The following is a 15157-nucleotide window of genomic DNA, read 5'->3' as shown; positions in this document are numbered from 1 at the left end:
CAAGGTTTGCCCGGAAGGAGCGTCGTCCGGTGCGTGCGATCGCAAGGCGGCCGAAAGCCCTCGTAGCGAGCTACGTGGGGTCTCGGCCAACGCCGAAGGGGGTCCCCCCTGGCCCTTAAGGCCTTGGGGGAGTGCGTGCCGGACGGTGCGACGGGGCAAACGTTGCCGGTCACGGCACTAGTGCCGTGACCGGCAAGGTTTGCCGTGATCGGAAGGCGGCTCGTGGGACGAGCGCACGCGAAACGTCTGGTATTACTGGGGCATGCAGGAAGAGACCGCACGCTCCGCGATCGACACGTTCATCTCCGCGTTCAACGCCTCGGACGACAGCTATGTGACTGCCCTGCTCTCCCAGGCCCTGACCTCAGACGTGGTCTTCTGGGGGCCGTTGGGTCGCAGCGACGGAATCGCGGCGGTCGAGCGGTTCGTGCTGGACATCCGACGCCACCCGGCGGGGACCGGCACGATGGTGCGCTGCTCAGCGGTGGACATGCCTGGCGAATGGGCCCGGTACCAGTGGGTCTTCACTACTCCTGATGGAGGCCCCCGCCTGGCGGGAACGGATGTCGTCCATCTGCGACGGAGCCTCATCGACCAAGTCATCGTCTTCGCGGGGGAGATCGAGCCGGTCGCCTCCTGAGTCATCCTTCTGTCGCTGTCCTTCTCCTGAACTTGCCCCCTCGGCGTTCGTGGGCTGCGGTTCGCGGTTGGTCAGGCCGCGGTGTTGAGGGGGCGTCCGCCCCAGCGAATGCCCTTTTCGCTGCGGGCGCGGGCGCGTTCCTTGCGTTGGGCGGCGAGTACGTCGGGGTGGCGGGCGTTGGTGTTGCGCCAGCGCAGGCAGCGGTGCAGTGCCTGGGTTTGCGCAGGGTGGCTGCGGTGGTGGGAGTTGGCCAGGGTGAACTGCCGCAGCGGGCCGAAGTGGGCCTCGATCGGGTTGGCCCAGGAAGCGTAGGTCGGGGTGAAGCACAGCTCGACCTTGTTCTTCTTCGCCCAGCGGAGGATGTCCGCGCCGGTGTGGGCGGAGAGGTTGTCCAGGGTGATGTAGATCGGGGCTCCGTCAGGCCGGGCGGCGCGGATCGACTTCAGCGCGGCCAGGGTGGGGCGGTGCCTTTGCGGCGGCGGTTGACGCCCCACAACCGGTCGTCGCCGACGAAGTAGCAGCCGTGGAAGTAGGTCACACCGTGGGTACGGCGGTACGTCGCCGGCAGGCGGTCGGGCTTGCCCTCCTTCGCCCAGCAGGAGCCCGCGGTGGGCCGGATCCCCAAGGGCCCGAACTCGTCGAAGGCGAAGACCCGGTCCGGGAAGCGGTCCAGCACCTGCTCGATCCGGTCGAGCTTGGCGTCGCGATCAGGTTCGGGTGACTCCTTCCAGGTCTTGGTGCGCTGGAAGGTGATGCCGCGGCGCCGGAGCAGGCACCGTAAGGCTTCACGGCCGATGTGGATGACACGTCCGTGCACTTTCCGCAGGTAGGCGGCGAGCTTGCGCAACGACCAGCGGGTGAAGGGCCGGCCGAGCTTGGTAGGACGGGTGGTGGCCGTCTGGATGACGAAGTCTTCCTCGTCAGGGCTGAGTCGGCGGGGACGGCCTCCCGCCCAGCGAGGGTCCAGGCAGGCCAGGCCGATCTCGTTGAACCGGTGGATCACGTCCCGGACGGTGTCCTCTCGGCCTTGACCAGCTGGGCGATCACAGGCGCCCGGTTCCCGCCGGCCGAGTCCAGCAGCATCATCGCGCGCCGGTAGCGAACCGAGTTGGTGCTGCCCCGACGCACGGTCTGCTGCAGCTTCTGCCCCTCCTGTTCGGTCAGCCTGCGTACACGGACAGGCTCAGCCACCGCGCCTCCAGCGCTCGGATCGGACGTCACCGCACATCCAACCGTCACGACCACCAACCCGGTGAGCCTTCCCGGTCAGAGCACTAGCAGGTGATCACCGCCTGCGCTTCCGAACGCGCGAAGTTCATACATGATGACGCACTGGCAGTCACTCGCGCTTTCTCCTCCCCCCGTTGGCGCATCTTTCCAACGGTGGCGCACGCGGAGCGGAGCTCGAATGGAGGCGAAGTACCGGCTGGCGGCGTCCTTGACCACGGTCACCGTGGACGGCACGGACGGCAGGGTGCGGGACCACTTCACCCGCACATCACCGATCTTCGGCAGAGACAGGTCTCCGCCGGCCGTGATTTTCCAGCGGGCGTTCGCGGTGAACCGGACGGCCTGCCGGTTGTCCCTGCGGGACTTGAACCGGGGCGCGCCCATGCGGGGGCGCTTGCCTTTCAGCCCGTCGAAAAAGTTGCGGTACGCGGTGTCGAGATCCCGAAGGGACTGCTGGAGAACAACGGCGGACACCTCACCGAGCCAGGCCCGCTCCCCGGTCTTCTTCGCCTCGGTGATCAGCAGCTTGGAAAGGTCCCCGGTCTTCGGGGACGGCTCGCCTGCGGCGCGGGCGGTCTCACGAGCGCGAAGCCCGTCGTTGTAGACCACCCGCGAACACCCGAACGCCCTGGCCAGCGCGGAGCGCTGTGGACCGTCCGGGTACAGGCGGAAGCTGTACCGAAGCTGCATGCCAATCAGCATACTCGAGTTGGTTTATGGCCCAGTATCAGAACATTCGTACTGGCAGACACTGCGCGTTCGTCCTGCACGCCCACTTGGTTTTCGTGACGAAGTACCGGCACAAAGTGTTCAAGGACGCCCACCTCAAGCGGATGGAGGAGATCACGCGCGCCGTGTGCGAGGACTTCGAGTGCGAGCTGGTCGAGTTCAACGGCGAGAACAACCACGTCCACCTCCTGTGAACTTCCCGCCAAAGGTGGCCCTGTCCAAGCTGGTCAACTCTCTGAAGGGCGTCAGCTCCCGCAGGCTCCGCCAGGAGTACCCGGAACTGGTCCGGCATTACTGGCGGGCGCAACGGCTATGGTCCGGCTCCTACTTCGCCGGGTCGGCCGGCGGGGCTCCGCTGTCGATCGTCCGCCAGTACATCGAGCAGCAGAATCGCCCGCTATGACCTGCGGGTCAGAACACTTCTCGGAATCGCTTCACCACCGGGCTGAAGCCCGGCGCACTACGATTAGTCCCGGTAGCGACCGGTGTCGACCTTGTCGACGCGCACAACCCCCTTGGCCCGCCTGACCGTCGCATCCGCCTTCACGACCGCGGCCGCCTGGGCGTACGGGGCATTGGCGGTTGCCTGCGGAGTACCGGCCAGGGCGACTCCGCCCAGCGCCGCCATGGGCGCCCGCGTCGGCGGAAGACTATCGCTTCTCGGGGGCAGCAGTTGTGTAGGGCATAGGCGCCCGGTCAAATGCGTTGCCGAGGCAGTAACCTGCCGTCGAGATCGTTTGGTGAACATGCCACAGCACCAGAAAGCCCCTTCCGTACGCCCCATCACCGACGCCGACGTCCCCGCTGCGGTCGATACTCTCGCTCGGGCCTTCGCCGACTATCCCTACACGCGGTACGTGATCGCCGCCGACAATCACGTGGAGCGGATCCGAAGGTTTCAGGAGTTGTGCCTGACCCGCATCAGCATGGTGTACGGCCGTGTCTGGGTCGCTGACGAAGGCCGCGCCGTGGCTGCCTGGTCCATTCCTGGCCAGGATCCTTCGCCCGCCTTCGCCGAACTCGGGCCGATCTTCGACGAACTCAGCGGCGACCGGGCTGCCGCGTCCGAGGCCGTGGACGCCGCCACTGCCCCGTACCGGCCCCAGGAGCCGGGATGGTTCCTGGAAACCGTGGGAACCGCCCCCGAGGCCCAGGGGCAGGGCCTCGGCAGTGCGGTGCTGATTCCCGGCATCCAGGAGGCCGAGCGCGCCGGGTATCCGGCGTTCCTGGAGACCTCCAGCGAGGCGAACGTGCGGTTCTACGAACGCCTCGGCTTCAAGGTCACCGCCGATATCCAGCTCCCCGACAACAGCCTCCGCACGTGGTGCATGCGCAGGGACCCCCGCTGAGGGCCTGAGAATCTGACCGACGGGGGCTGTGCTCAGGCCGTCTCGTCGTCCTCGTCGAGCACGGGCGCGTCCGGGTCGCGCAGCGGGCGCAAGCCGCCGCCGGGGTGGAGGCGGTAAAGCTGTAGCGGCCGGGCAGGTTCAGGGCCTGACAAGGCGGCGTGACCCCGGGCGCGGGGTCACGCCGCCTTGTCATAGCCGTCGGGTGCGGGCGGGGCGTCACCGCGCAGCGGGCTGAGGTCGACGTCGAGGTGCGGGTCGTACGCCTCGGGTTCAAGGCCGAGTTCATGGGTGGAGTACTCGCCGAAGCGGCGGATGCGCTCGGTCAGGTACGGCAAGATGTGAGCCAGGTCCTCGGGGTCGATGACGTGCCCCTCTCCTGGAGCCGGCGCACGATCTCGGCGATGTCCAGGGCACTGTGGAGGCGTTGTCACGTTCTCGGGGGTATAGGCGCCTGACGGGGGGTCAGGATGTGGTCGAGGCGGCTGTCGGCTGTCGATCAGGCCGTGGCGGGCAGGCCGGCAGCGCCGGTGATCTGGTCGCAGATCGTGAAGCGCCCGGTCATCTCGAGGCGGTGGTCGGGTGCGGTGCGGTGATAACGGCCGGGTCGGAAGTGGGGCGAGATGCCGCTGAAGGCGGCCAGGAATCTTTGGGCGGAGTGGGTCGCAGGGCGAGCAGGGCGATGTCGTCGGTGCTGTCTGCGCCGAGCCCCCTCAGCAGTTCGTCGCAGAAGACGTCCAGTGGTTCGAGGGCGAGAGCGGCGGCGTGCTGACGCAGCCGGGTCAGCCCGTGGTCGAGGGATTCGCCGCGGCGCTCGATCAGTCCGTCGGTGTACAGCAGCACGGTGGAGTGCGCGGGCAGCTCGTCGACGGCGGTCAGACGCCGGTGCTCGGAATCCATGCCGATCAGCAGCCCCGCGCCCGTCTCCAGATAACGGGTGTCGCCGCCGGCGGTGGTCACCAACGGCGGCAGGTGCCCGGCCGAGGAATGGTGCAAGACCCACGAGCCCCGCTCCCCGGGGCCTTTGACCAGGCCGTAGATACACGTCGCGGTCTCCTGGGACTGGAGCGTGTGACTGGCGACGTCCAAACGCCGCAGGACCTCACCGGGAGGCTCTTGGCGGTCCACAGCGATACCGCGCAGCATGTTGCGCAGCGCGCTCATGGCGACCGCCGCCTGCAGGTCGTGGCCCGTGACATCGCCGATCACCAGGGCCGTGTCGCCCTGCGGCAGGACGAAGGCGTCGTACCAGTCACCGCCGACCTGGGCGATGGCCTGCGCGGGGGCATAGCGGGCGGTGATCCGAAGGTGTTCGACCTGCGGCAGCTCGGGCAGCAGGGCGCGTTGGAAGCGCTCGGCGATGTGCCGGGTCTGTTGGTACAGCCGCGCGTTGTCCACCTGCAGCGCCAGGCCGCGGACCAGGTCCTCGATCGGCGGGAGATCGTCTTCGGTGAAGGGGCGGTCGGCATCGGTGCGGGCCACGGTCAGTGCGCCGAGGACCTCGCGGCGGGCCCGCAGCGGGGCGATGACAGCGCTGCGCGCACCCAGCTGCTCGAACAGTTCCAGCTGCCGGGCGTGCAGCGGGTTCTCCGCCCGGCCGGGCGGAAGGATGTCGGCGAGCAGCAAGGGCCCCGCCCCGCGCAGTACCCGCGGCAGTGGCCCGTCGTCACCCTCCGGAACCGGCGGCAGCGGCCCCTCGTAGCCGCCGGGAGCCAGCGTCTCGGGGGTGCGGTGGACGACGACGGCCCGCTCCAGCCGGCCGCACTCGTCCAGCAGGTCAACCGTGCACCAATCCCCCAGCCGCCCGGTCAGCACCCGGCACGCCCGCCGCAGCCCCTCCAGCAGGTCCAGCGTGCTGGCCAGCGCCGCCTGTGCCTCCGCCAGCAACGTCAGACGGTCCAGCAGCGCCTTGTCGCCTCGATCATCGCCCATGCCCTCCACCTTCCTCCCCACTGGCCCGCGACGACAGCACTGCTCGCCTTCCAGCACGCCGGATCACGGCCGAAACTAACGACCTCGTCCACGATTGTCAGCGGCGTCGCGGCGTCTGGGACCTCCGCCTCCGGCGTTGTCGTCAGTCCCCAACGCTCCTTCCCCAAGCTCTCAGCTGCGTTCGAGCAGGGGAGACCCCATCCGACTCCCTCCTCCGCCTTGGATTCGAAGGCTCCAGACGCCGCTCCTTCCTCCACTGCCAATCGTGGACGAGGTCGTAAGCGGTCATCCGCCGAGAGCATCAAGCAGCGAGGCACCGGGCTCACCCAGATGGTTCGACCCCCCGGGTCGTTCCGTGTCCCGCTACGCTCCAGCCGCCCAGTGAAAGCCACAGGTCAGACGGCGAAATCCTGATGGAGTACTAAGGTCTCTCGTTTGGATCAACTCGTTGACCGGCCCCCGTCCGGCGCCTGCCGGACGGGGGCCGGTCGCGGTGGGGCTCCGTGGGTTCACTTCCTGACGCGGTAGCGCAGGTGGGTGACGCCCGTGCCGTCGACCACCGCAGTGGGTCCGTCGAACTGCACGGGCGCGGTGCCCAGCTCGCCGAAGAGCTTCTTCCCGCCGCCCAGGACAACCGGTACGAGCGCGATTCCGACCTCGTCCAGCAGGCCGGCCTCCAGGCACTGCCGTGCCATCTGCCCACCGTTGGCCACGACGTCCTTCTCGCCCGCCAGCTCTTTCGCCCTGGCCACGGCCGCCTCGATGCCCCCGTGACGAACACGAAGTTCTCGTCGTCCGTCGGGCGATCCTGCGGGCGACGGTGAGTGAGCACAACCGTAGTCACGTCCATCGGGTGGCGTCCGCCCCAGGCATTCGTCATGTCGTAGAGGTGCCGACCGACGACCAGCGCACCGGTGTTCTGCCACTCCTGTTCGATCAGCTCGACGCTGGCCGCGGAGACGCGGAACGGTGGCACGTCGCGGCTGGCCGACGGGATCTCGACATCGCCGCTGCCGTACCACTGGAACAGCAGGTCGAACCCGCTCTCTTGTGGCCCGGCGATGTAGCCGTCCAGGGACATCGTGGTGGCACCGGTGGTGACCTTGCCCATCCGGTTGTCTCCTTCGTTTGTTCTCTGCAGGTGCCATAAGTACGTCGTGGTCGAGGCCTGCTTCTCGACGTCCCGCGCCAGGATGATGTCCGGGGGGCGAGGCAAGAGGCTGCGTCAGGCGCTCCGGGGCGGTGTGGCCGTTGGGTAGGCCGGGGTGCCGGTCGGCCGGTAGACCCGGATCGTGATTCCCTTCGGGGTGGTCCGTGAGTCGGTCAGCTCGAGTGCCGCGTCCGGGCCGGTGTCGGGGAACAGCCGCGTGCCCTGACCGACGACCACGGGATATGTGAGCAGGGTGATCTCGTCGACCAGGTGGTTGTCGAGCAGCCAGCGGACCGTCTGGCCGCTGCCGTGCACCTGGCACTCACCGGCCGGCTCGGCTTTCAGTTCGCGGACATCGGCAGCCATGTCACCGGAGAGGACGGTCGTGTTCGCCCACCGCGGTTCGCTGAGCGTGGTCGATACGACGTACTTCGGCTGCCTGTTCAACGCCACCGAGATGGGGTTGTCGCCCTGGTCGGTTCCCCAGGACCCGGTTCCCCAGGAATCGGCGAAGATCTCGTAGGTCCGGTGGCCGAACAGGAACGCGTTGGCACGCTGGTAGATCTGGCCGAGGAGCCTCGCGGCCTCGTCGTCGAACAGGGACATGGCCCATCCGCCGCGCTCGAATCCGCCTCTGCGGTCCTCGTCGGGTTTCCCGAGTCCCTGCATCACCCCGTCGACCGAGACGCTCGTTACGGTCGTCAGTTTCATGGCCGTCGCTCCCTCTACTGGCTGATCGTTCGGGACCGGCCCAGCGGCCGAGTCCATCACGATGGACTGCCCGCAGGAGAGAAACTCGTCGCGGAAAGCAGCGGTCGACGCCGCGCGTGGCGGCCGAAGTGCGGGGGCGCGGAGCAGGTCGCGTTGGACCTGGCCGAGCCGGGGCCAGCGCGAGCCTGCTCGATCGGTGCTGGTGCATCGTCCGGGACGACGTCGGGCTCGGGAAACGCGCGCCGGGACAGCTCTCGCACCGCGGCGGTCTGCCGTTCCACCGCTCCGTGATGGCTGGATCCACCCGGAACGGCGCGACGCCGACCGTCGCCATTTTGTAGTCACCATGACACCTGGTCATGGTGAGGGGACAGCCGCAGCCGGCAAGCCCAACGGCGTTAATCTCGTAGATTCATGCCTGGCACGGCAGGGATCGTCCGGGAGGGGAGCCGCGAGGGTGCGGGCAGCCTTGCTGGCAGTTACGGGTGTGAGCCGCACCTTCGGCGAGCGCGAGGCGCTCAGAACCGTCGACCTGGAGGTCGCCGCGGGCGAACGCGTGGCCTTGCTCGGCCCGAACGGATCGGGAAAGTCCACCTTGCTGCGCATCGCCTGCGGCCGTGACCGGCCCACCGCCGGCTCTGTCAAGTTCGGCGGGGAGCCGATGAGCGAGGACGACGCACGTGTCCGGGCCCGGGTCGCCGTGGTCGGCGACGCGCTCAGCTGCTACCCGGATTTGACTGTGCGTCAGCATCTTGAACTGGTTGCGGTGGCCCACGGCGTCCCCATGCATGAAATCGACCTGCTTCTGCGAGAGCAGCGGCTCACGGACCACGCGGAGTCGCTGCCCAGCGCGCTGTCCTCCGGGCAACTCCAGGCGATGCTCCTCGCGTCGGCGCTGCTGCGCCCCCGCGACCTGTTGGTCCTCGACGAGCCGGAGCAACGCCTCGACCCCCGCGCCCGCGCCCGCCTCGCGGATGTGCTGCGCGCCGAGGGCGACAACGGCACCGCGGTCCTGTTCGCCACCCACCACCGCGAGCTGGCCCGGGCGGCGCATCGCGTCATCCTGCTGGAGGACGGGGCGGTGGTCGCCGACGGCAGCTCCGTCTTTCCGCCCGATCGCCCCACGCCAGCGCCTACCCGTCGTCGGCGGCCGCGTTCTTGTCACGCAGAGGGCACGGGCCGCCGGGCAGGTCAGGGAGCTGGAAGGAGTACCGGCCGAGCATGTTGACGTGATGCCGCGCGAACGGGGAAAGCCGGGCGACGTCCTCGTCACGGACCTCGAAGCCGTCCGCGCGGAGCTGGGCGACGGCGGCGTCCATGCACCGGGTGTTGAACAGCACCAAGGCGTTGAGGACGAGGCCCAGGGCACCGATCTGGTCCTCCAATGCCGCCCTGCTAGCGCTGGTAGAGCTGCCCGGTCCCGCCGTGAAGATCTTCCGGGCGAGCGCGTGGCGGCCTTCCTGGAGCTTGGCCTGCACCTTGATCTGGCGGCGGCAGCCGGGCTCGTCGGCCAGGCGCAGGATGTGCATGGTCTTCGCGATCCGCCCGTAGTGCGCGATCGCGTCGCCGAGCGGGGGTGGGGCGGCCGTCGCGTCAGAGCGTCCGGATCACGTCGTAGGCGCGGACGGCTCCGGTGTGGATGAAGCCGGTGATCCACAGGATGTCCTCCCAGTGCCGCTCGATCTGGGCGAGGTCGACCCGGCTGCGGGCCGCGTCCTGGAAGGCGCCGTAGTCGGCCGTGCGGTCGATGCGCCACATCTTCTGAACGGGCAGGTCCGCCAGCTGCGGGGGGTACGTGAACCCGGCCAGGGTCAGCAGGCCGAAGACGATGTCGCTGTACGAGGCGGTGTAGGTGACGATCATCTCCGGACGCTTGCCGCCGTCGCGGTCGTAGAGGACGTCCAGCACGTACAGGGAGTCGCGAGGGGTGCCGGCCACCACCTTCCCACCCAGTCCCGCCGCCTGGTCGTTGATCATGTCGAGCCAGGTGGCGCCACTGGGACGACGAACATCGCGTCGACCGGCGACCAGGCTGCCGCCCCACGCCTGCGCGAGGCCGATGGACGCCTGGTGCTCGATCAGGGTGGCGTTCGCGGCCCGATACGTCGCGAGCCGCAGATACGCCTGGTCGACGTGGGACAACCTGCCGTACTTCAGCGCGTCGACCCCGCCGATCACGGGGCCCCACGCGGCTGCTCCCTCCAGCCGAACACCGTTGACGTTCAAGCGCGTTAGCGAGCGGCAGGCGAGACGGACAACACAGGACTGCCAGGCAGATCGATTGACTTTCGATCGATATCGATCGATAATCGATACATGAATCGCTTCTTCATCGTCGCGCTCCGAGCCGGTATCATCGCAGCGATCACGCTGGGCCTCTTCGGTCAGTTCGTGGTCATCCCAACCACAGCGGCCGATGAAGTCGACCGCTTCCCTCCCTACGCCCCGTTCGCCGCACCCTATGCGACCGTGGCGATCATCGGCGTTGCCTGCGTTCAAGTCGCGCTCGTCGCAGTGTGGATGCTGCTCACCATGGTCCGACGCGACGCGATCTTCACCCCGAGGGCCTTCCGCTGGGTCGACACCGTCATCGGGTCCTCGGCCGTGGCGACGCTGTTGGCGCTCGGCGTCACCGGACACCTGACCCTGGCCGAGATCCCCACCCCCGATGACGACAACATGGCCGTCCTCGGCGCCCTGTTCGCCGCGATGGCGAGCGTCGGCGTGGGGACGGCGTTCGTCATGCTGATCGTCATCATGCGCGGCCTGCTGCGCAAGGCGACGGATCTGGAGACCGAGATCGCCGAGGTGGTGTGATGGCGATCGTCGTCGACCTGGACGTGCAACTTGCCAAACGCAACATGTCGGTCGGAGAGTTCGCCGCTGCCGTCGGCATCACCCCCGCCAACGTCGCTGTGCTGAAGAATGGGCGCGCCAAGGCGGTGCGTTTCACGACGCTCGACGCGATCTGCCGCACCCTCGGCTGTCAGCCCGGCGACGTACTGCGCTGGGTCCCCGACGATGAGGACGACGAGAGCGACGGGAACAGCGCTGTGAGCCGCGAGAAGAGCGGCGCCGGACTCGTCGGCTGAAACACCCGCGAAAGCCCGCCACGACGACCCGCCACCACGGCCGACCGCGCAGGCCGCACGACCACCGGTCACGGCACATCCAACGCGTCCTCGCCCAGGAACGTCCCATCCGCAGACCCAGCCCCAGGGTTCTCGGCAGCCCCAGGGACAAGCTCGCCGATGTCACCGCGGAACGATCCGCCCTCCACTCCCCCGTTCGTGCCCGAGGAGTGAGTACTCCAGCAACAGATCGTGCCCTGAGCTGGTTCTTCTCAGGTAGTGGCTGCGTTGGGCGGTGGCTTGGTGGCGTCGGCGCCAGGGCGGGGACGGGAAGACCGGCACCCGAGAAGGTGCACGGCGTCCCGTCTCCGCTTGCCATTGCGGTCCTGAATGCACCTGGCCCGAAACGTGAACCCGAGGAAGGTGAATGCCGTGGCTCCGAAGGAGCCCCGGCGCTTCCCGTCCTTCCAGTACACGATCCGGGTCTTGTCCGGATGCAGGCGCAATCCGACCTCGGCCATCCTGTTCTCCAGAGCGGACAGTACTTTCACGGCCTGCCGCTCCGAGACGCAGTGCAGTACCGCGTCGTCTGCATACCGTTCGAACCAGACGGTGGGGAACTCCCGGTCCATCCAGAGATCGAACGCATAGTGCGGGAACAGGTTCGCCAGGACAGGCGAGACGGGAGCCCCTTGCGGAGTCCCGCGCTCGCGGTCCTTCAGGGAACCGTCGGGCAGCTTGAGCGGGGCAGCAAGCCACCGCTCCACATACAACTTCACCCGAACGGCATCAGTGTGAGCTTCCACCGCCTTGACAAGGAGGTCCCAGGGCACGTTGTCGAAGAACTTGGCGATGTCAAACCCCACGCCCGACAACCCTTGAGGTGGATCTTCCCTGTGGAACGTGACCTGCGGATCGTGATAGCCGAGGGGCTCGGCAACAGCGCCATCGCCGAACGGCTCGTCGTCACGGACGGCGCGATCCACAAGCACATCCGCAGCATCTTCGCCAAACTCGACCTCTTCCCGACCCACCGGGTGGACCGCCGGGTGGCCGCGGTCCTGCACTACCTGGAGGACGCCCGCCAGGGTCGGTGAGTACAGCCTGCTGTACCAACACTTGGGGTGCGCACGGCAGCGATCTGCGGACGTCGCGCTGATGTGCTGAACACGCCACTTCGACGCCCTCCGAACGGACACCGCGATGAGCCTCCAACCCCAAGCCCCCGCCGAAACCCGACCGGCCCCCGCCGACGGACGGGGCCGCCTCTCCGGACTCTGGGGCAGCATCCATCGCCGTCCCCTGATCTGGTTCTTCTCGCTGTCCTACCTGCTGAGCTGGCTGGGCTGGATGCCGTACGTCCTGTCCGAAAACGGCCTGGGCATCTGGCACTTCGCCTTCCCCGCGTTCGGTGGCACGACCCAGCTGCTGGGCGTCCTGCCCGGCGCCTATCTCGGCCCGATCGCGTCGGCCCTCCTGGTCACCTGGGTCACCCAGGGTCGCCAAGGGCTGCGGACCTGGCGGAGCCGGATGACCAAGTTCCGGGTCGGCTGGCACTGGTATGCCCTGGTGCTCCTCTCGGTGCCCGCCGCGCTGACCCTCACCGCGGTCGCACTGGCCGACCGCGGCCCCGCGCTGCCGACCGCCGCGATGCTCGCCGCGTACCTGCCCGGTCTGATCCTGCAGATGATCACCACCGGCCTCGCCGAGGAGCCCGGCTGGCGCGAGTTCGCAATGCCCCTCCTCCAGCGCCGCTACGGCCCCCTGGTCGCCACCCTCGTCGTCGGTCCGCTGTGGGGCGCCTGGCACCTGCCGCTGTTCCTGACCGAGTGGGGCGGCTCCACGGACGTAACCTCCCTCCAGGTCCTTGAGTTCATCGCTACGACGACCGCCTTCAGCTTCGTCATGACCTGGCTGTTCAACCGCTCCGGCGAGAGCATGCCCCTGGTCATGCTGCTGCACTGCAGCATCAACAACTTCTTCTCCCTGGCCTGGGCGGACATGTTCCCGTCGCTGCCCCGCGACTACTCCGCCCACGCGTTCCTGCTCAGCTCCGTCACGGCGGCTCTCATCCTGCTGATCGCCACCCGCGGCCGACTCGGGGTGCGGGCAGTGGAGCCGCCCGGCCGCGACCAGCAGAACGCCGGATAGCCCGACCGAGCACTCCGGGCAGGCCGATGGCCGGTCGCAGGAGGTACGGGAGGCGGCGTCGGCGTTCCTGCGGGCGAAGGCGGGGAGGAACATGGCGCGATTGAACTGCCGGTTCCCTCCCCACCATGACGGATCCGGGCGACAGCAGAGGAGTTGGACACCATGTCCGGGAATGCGGCACGAGGGGACGACGGCCGACGAAGGGGAACCAGGCAACCGCTGACGGGTCTGGTGATCGGCCTCCTCACCGGTCACGGGCGCCCGCTCTACGGGATCGGTCTCGTCGCGACCGCGGTGACCGCGGTCCTCGGTCTGTCGGTGCTGGCGGCCGGGTTCGCCGTGATCGCGGGCCCATACGCCACGGCATGGCGGGAAGAACAGATTGCCATCGCACAGGAGGACGCCGCCAGCGGTTACACCGGGCACATCGGCACCGTGCTCACCGTCGGCGCGGTCGCCACGGTTCTGCTGGTAGTCCTCGCCGGTCTCGTGCTGGGCCTGCTGCACGCCGCACACGCCGTCGCGGCCGACCAGTACCTCGCAGGGGTGCGGCGGTCGACCACCCGCGAAGTCTGGCGGAGCACCCGTCCCCACCTCGGGGCCGCGCTGCGGGTGCAGACGCGGACCACAGGGCATGTCGGTGCCGCGATCCTGCCGGGCCTTGTGTTCTGGTTCGTCCTCGAAGCACGTCTGATACCGGGCGTCCGGGACCGGCTGCTGACGGACACCCGGGTGTCTCTGTACGAACTGGCGTGCCAGGGCGTACTTCTCGCCACCGTGATCGTGGGCTTCTACGTCGCCTCCCGCCTCTGCACGGCCACCGCCTTCCTGGTCTCCGATGGGCTCGCGCCCAGGGAAGCGGTGCGCCGCTCCTGGGCGTTGACCCGCGGGGCCCCGGCGAGAACGTTCGGCATCTGCCTACTACTGGCCCTGGCCGTCGGCGCCGCCTTCCTGCTGCTGCGGGAGGCAGCATTTCCGCTGGTGCAGCCGGCGGGAGCGGCCATGTCGTGGATCAGCGACGGCAATCCCTACATGACGGCCGTCCTGGCGACGATCACGCCGAGCACGGTCGGGCTGCTGCTCCTGCCTGCGGTCATGTCGCCGCCGGTGTGTTCCGTTCTTGCACTGATGCATGTGCATCTCGGCGCCCGGCCGGGGAGCCTGCCTCGATGTCCTGCCCGATCATCAGGAGGGGCACGGTGAGGATCGACCCGCCGCCGAGGATGCCGAGACTGACACCGACGAGCAGCGAGGCGATGACGGAGCCCCGGCCACCTGCAGAAAGACCGTCTCCGCCTGGCTTACCCGCTACAACACCCGCCGTCGGCACTCCGCCAACGGCCATCTTTGCCCCCGACAAATACGAACGCCTACACCACGCGGCTAAGCTCACGCTGGCCGCCTGACACACGAACGCGTCTCCACTGTCACGGGGGAAGGCCCGTCATCTCTATGAATCGGACCGGCAGGTGCCGATGTGAGGAGTTCGAACCATGAAGAGAATCACGAAGGCGCTCACCACTATGGCCACGGCGGCGATGCTCGTTGTCGCCGTCCCCGCCGGCAATGCGGCAGCGATCAACGAGACCGGTTGTGGTCCCACGGACCTGCTGCGGATCAACTACGACGGCGGCTCGCTGTGTTTCGCCAACTCGGGAACAACCGACATGTATCAGATCCCCAACGTGACCTCCGTAAGTACAGGGAACAACGCTGTCCAGCTCCGGGGGCCCGGCGGGGCCACCTACAGTCTCCTGAAGTGGTCGTCCATGACCTTCCCGCGGATCACCATCGATTACATCCGCATCGTCTGAGCTGATCTCGAGGCCCTGACGGCCCGCTGGTTTCTTCCGGCGGGCCGCCACGGTTGTCCGAGGTCCGGATGCCTTCGCCCGCCCGTGTGTTCGCTACTGACGGCGGACCACCAGAAGGATGAAAGAAGGCCGACTTCCGCGACGGAAGGGCTGGCAAGCGATTCCCGGGCCGTGTAAGGGGCGGTGCGGCCCGGAGGAAGCCTCGCCTCTCCGCCTCCCACTCGACGGCCCACGCGCCCTGGACTGGTGTGAGCACCAAGGGGAAGACGCTGGACGTTGCGGGGGGTGCCTGTTGAGTCGGCACGGAGCGCGGTGCCGGTGTTGCTACCGGTCCGTTTCTCCGTGCCGCTCGCCGAACCCGGCGTACCCGTCTCCGAGTACCG

At 68.3% G+C, this 15157-nt stretch carries 14 protein-coding genes and 5 pseudogenes; 10 read left to right on the top strand and 9 right to left on the bottom strand.

Annotated features, from left to right (window positions below; genetic code table 11):
• Positions 1–262 precede the first annotated feature (262 nt).
• Positions 263–640, top strand: coding sequence for a nuclear transport factor 2 family protein (locus ACFYY6_RS37520; RefSeq protein ID WP_351526164.1), 378 nt, complete (start codon positions 263–265; stop codon positions 638–640).
• Positions 641–711: 71 nt separating this feature from the next.
• Here ACFYY6_RS37520 and ACFYY6_RS37515 read toward each other — a convergent pair.
• Positions 712–1831: pseudogene (locus ACFYY6_RS37515) on the bottom strand (IS630 family transposase).
• A 219-nt stretch (positions 1832–2050) separates the two neighbouring features.
• Positions 2051–2560: pseudogene (locus ACFYY6_RS37510) on the bottom strand (RNA-guided endonuclease InsQ/TnpB family protein); the annotation flags it as partial.
• Positions 2561–2586: 26 nt separating this feature from the next.
• On the opposite strand from ACFYY6_RS37510, the pseudogene tnpA reads away from it, so the two are divergent.
• A pseudogene (tnpA, locus tag ACFYY6_RS37505) lies at positions 2587–3002 on the top strand (IS200/IS605 family transposase).
• Between the two features lie 63 nt (positions 3003–3065).
• Here tnpA and ACFYY6_RS37500 read toward each other — a convergent pair.
• The gene (locus ACFYY6_RS37500) at positions 3066–3227 is read right to left on the bottom strand and encodes a hypothetical protein (protein WP_389197659.1); all 162 of its coding nucleotides are present in this window, start codon (positions 3225–3227) and stop codon (positions 3066–3068) included.
• A gap of 118 nt (positions 3228–3345) precedes the next feature.
• Here ACFYY6_RS37500 and ACFYY6_RS37495 point away from each other — a divergent pair, with 118 nt between their 5' ends.
• On the top strand, positions 3346–3948 hold the full coding sequence (locus tag ACFYY6_RS37495; RefSeq protein WP_389197657.1) for a GNAT family N-acetyltransferase: 603 nt from the start codon (positions 3346–3348) through the stop codon (positions 3946–3948).
• 176 nt (positions 3949–4124) lie between these two features.
• On the opposite strand, the gene ACFYY6_RS37490 is transcribed toward ACFYY6_RS37495, so the two are convergent.
• The 4 genes from ACFYY6_RS37490 to ACFYY6_RS37475 form a co-directional block, all read right to left on the bottom strand.
• Entirely contained in the window at positions 4125–4283 is a 159-nt protein-coding gene (locus ACFYY6_RS37490; RefSeq protein ID WP_389197655.1) for a hypothetical protein, read from the bottom strand.
• Between the two features lie 223 nt (positions 4284–4506).
• Positions 4507–5877, bottom strand: coding sequence for a PP2C family protein-serine/threonine phosphatase (locus tag ACFYY6_RS37485; protein ID WP_389197653.1), 1371 nt, complete (start codon positions 5875–5877; stop codon positions 4507–4509).
• A gap of 509 nt (positions 5878–6386) precedes the next feature.
• Positions 6387–6629, bottom strand: a complete 243-nt coding sequence (locus ACFYY6_RS37480) for a dihydrofolate reductase family protein (protein WP_389197651.1) — start codon at positions 6627–6629, stop codon at positions 6387–6389.
• A 473-nt stretch (positions 6630–7102) separates the two neighbouring features.
• Entirely contained in the window at positions 7103–7738 is a 636-nt protein-coding gene (locus ACFYY6_RS37475; RefSeq protein ID WP_389197649.1) for a dihydrofolate reductase family protein, read from the bottom strand.
• Between the two features lie 487 nt (positions 7739–8225).
• On the opposite strand from ACFYY6_RS37475, the gene ACFYY6_RS37470 reads away from it, so the two are divergent.
• Positions 8226–8966: an ATP-binding cassette domain-containing protein gene (locus ACFYY6_RS37470; protein WP_389197647.1), complete on the top strand. Its 741-nt coding sequence runs from the start codon at positions 8226–8228 to the stop codon at positions 8964–8966.
• On the opposite strand, the pseudogene ACFYY6_RS37465 reads toward ACFYY6_RS37470, so the two are convergent.
• Positions 8872–9919: pseudogene (locus ACFYY6_RS37465) on the bottom strand (Tn3 family transposase); the annotation flags it as partial. The gene ACFYY6_RS37470 and the pseudogene ACFYY6_RS37465 overlap by 95 nt on opposite strands.
• 135 nt (positions 9920–10054) lie before the next feature.
• Between ACFYY6_RS37465 and ACFYY6_RS37460 the strand changes: the two are divergent.
• A complete protein-coding gene (locus ACFYY6_RS37460; protein ID WP_388653192.1) occupies positions 10055–10555 on the top strand; it encodes a DUF2975 domain-containing protein in 501 nt (166 codons plus the stop codon).
• On the top strand, positions 10555–10830 hold the full coding sequence (locus tag ACFYY6_RS37455) for a helix-turn-helix transcriptional regulator (protein WP_351525655.1): 276 nt from the start codon (positions 10555–10557) through the stop codon (positions 10828–10830). Before ACFYY6_RS37460 ends, ACFYY6_RS37455 begins: the two co-directional genes overlap by 1 nt.
• Before the next feature lie 251 nt (positions 10831–11081).
• On the opposite strand, the gene ACFYY6_RS37450 is transcribed toward ACFYY6_RS37455, so the two are convergent.
• A complete protein-coding gene (locus tag ACFYY6_RS37450; RefSeq protein ID WP_389197644.1) occupies positions 11082–11675 on the bottom strand; it encodes a reverse transcriptase domain-containing protein in 594 nt (197 codons plus the stop codon).
• A gap of 54 nt (positions 11676–11729) precedes the next feature.
• Here ACFYY6_RS37450 and ACFYY6_RS37445 point away from each other — a divergent pair.
• The 4 genes and pseudogenes from ACFYY6_RS37445 to ACFYY6_RS37430 form a co-directional block, all read left to right on the top strand.
• A pseudogene (locus tag ACFYY6_RS37445) lies at positions 11730–11906 on the top strand (DNA-binding response regulator); the annotation flags it as partial.
• 106 nt (positions 11907–12012) lie between these two features.
• The gene (locus tag ACFYY6_RS37440) at positions 12013–12960 is read left to right on the top strand and encodes a CPBP family intramembrane glutamic endopeptidase (protein ID WP_386610706.1); all 948 of its coding nucleotides are present in this window, start codon (positions 12013–12015) and stop codon (positions 12958–12960) included.
• Positions 12961–13122: 162 nt separating this feature from the next.
• On the top strand, positions 13123–14163 hold the full coding sequence (locus ACFYY6_RS37435) for a hypothetical protein (RefSeq protein WP_388653184.1): 1041 nt from the start codon (positions 13123–13125) through the stop codon (positions 14161–14163).
• A 290-nt stretch (positions 14164–14453) separates the two neighbouring features.
• Positions 14454–14774, top strand: a complete 321-nt coding sequence (locus ACFYY6_RS37430; RefSeq protein ID WP_351525651.1) for a beta/gamma crystallin domain-containing protein — start codon at positions 14454–14456, stop codon at positions 14772–14774.
• The last annotated feature ends 383 nt before the right edge of the window (positions 14775–15157 follow it).

The sequence above is a fragment of the Streptomyces sp. NPDC001750 genome (genome assembly GCF_042892615.1).
Classification (GTDB): Bacteria; Actinomycetota; Actinomycetes; order Streptomycetales; family Streptomycetaceae; genus Streptomyces.
This window is presented reverse-complemented; position numbering and strand designations above follow the sequence as displayed.

Bases quoted from the DNA above. Each gene is read 5' to 3' on its own strand.
- ACFYY6_RS37495 (WP_389197657.1), top strand. From the start codon at position 3,346: ATGCCACAGCACCAGAAAGCCCCTTCCGTACGCCCCATCACCGACGCC.
- ACFYY6_RS37440 (WP_386610706.1), top strand. From the start codon at position 12,013: ATGAGCCTCCAACCCCAAGCCCCCGCCGAAACCCGACCGGCCCCCGCC.
- ACFYY6_RS37460 (WP_388653192.1), top strand. From the start codon at position 10,055: ATGAATCGCTTCTTCATCGTCGCGCTCCGAGCCGGTATCATCGCAGCG.
- ACFYY6_RS37430 (WP_351525651.1), top strand. From the start codon at position 14,454: ATGAAGAGAATCACGAAGGCGCTCACCACTATGGCCACGGCGGCGATG.
- ACFYY6_RS37475 (WP_389197649.1), bottom strand. From the start codon at position 7,738: ATGAAACTGACGACCGTAACGAGCGTCTCGGTCGACGGGGTGATGCAG.
- ACFYY6_RS37520 (WP_351526164.1), top strand. From the start codon at position 263: ATGCAGGAAGAGACCGCACGCTCCGCGATCGACACGTTCATCTCCGCG.
- ACFYY6_RS37455 (WP_351525655.1), top strand. From the start codon at position 10,555: ATGGCGATCGTCGTCGACCTGGACGTGCAACTTGCCAAACGCAACATG.
- ACFYY6_RS37435 (WP_388653184.1), top strand. From the start codon at position 13,123: ATGTCCGGGAATGCGGCACGAGGGGACGACGGCCGACGAAGGGGAACC.
- ACFYY6_RS37500 (WP_389197659.1), bottom strand. From the start codon at position 3,227: ATGGCGGCGCTGGGCGGAGTCGCCCTGGCCGGTACTCCGCAGGCAACC.
- ACFYY6_RS37485 (WP_389197653.1), bottom strand. From the start codon at position 5,877: ATGGGCGATGATCGAGGCGACAAGGCGCTGCTGGACCGTCTGACGTTG.